Origin of the sequence: Streptomyces sp. MS191, assembly GCF_008042125.1 — a bacterium.
Taxonomy (GTDB): domain Bacteria; phylum Actinomycetota; class Actinomycetes; order Streptomycetales; family Streptomycetaceae; genus Streptomyces.
Genome location: NZ_RDBI01000189.1, coordinates 1 through 714, shown reverse-complemented (window position 1 = coordinate 714; position 714 = coordinate 1). Strand labels below are relative to the sequence as shown.

Sequence of the window (714 nt, the reverse complement as noted above, 5' to 3'; positions counted from 1 at the left end):
GGTCTTCGCCAACACGACGAAGCCCGACTACCGCTCCTACTGGCTCCGCACCCCACCCCCGGCCATCCGGCCACGGATCCGACGGCCGGCGTCGCCGACCCGCCCGCCGCGGAGCCGTGGCGCGGCCTCCTCTCGGTTCCGGTCGAGCAGCTCGTCGCCACCGCGCTGGAGTCCCTCCCCGCGACCCCGCCGGCCGAACGGCGCCTCCCCGGGCGACTCGGCGCCGTCCTGCCCGACCGGCTGCACGGCTGGCGCCGGATCGGACAACCCGACCTGCGCCCCTCCGTTCACCTCGCCCACGCCCGCCGCGTCCTCGTGGAATGGGGCTRGCAGAACCGGCCGTACCGGCTCCGCGACGCGCGGGGCGCCCGCTGCCTGTGCGGGGCCCTGCTCACCGCGCACCGGCTCGGCTACGGCAGCGCCGACACCATGAACCGCTCCGCCGCCTGGATCGTCACCGAGCTGCGCGCGCAGGGCTGGACCGGCCTGATCGGACCATGGAACCGCACCCCCGGCCGTACGGCGCAGGAGGCCCTGACCCTGATCGACGCGACGATCCGCCGCGCGGCGCACGCGGGCCAGTGACCACACCCGCCCTCGGCCCGCGGGGAGCCCGACGAGCCCGCCGAGACGCTCCCTAGACCGCCGTCGTCCGCACGGGTGGCGGCGGGGCCATCGCCCAGCGGATCGCCCCCGTCGTCAGCCGTGCGGACG

1 protein-coding gene is annotated in these 714 nt (G+C 77.1%); it reads left to right on the top strand.

The features are described 5' to 3' along the window. Nucleotides 1-585, top strand: a 585-nt coding sequence (locus EAO71_RS36275; protein WP_261992519.1) for a DUF6197 family protein, incomplete at its 5' end; no start/stop codon positions are given. Nucleotides 586-714: the final 129 nt, after the last annotated feature.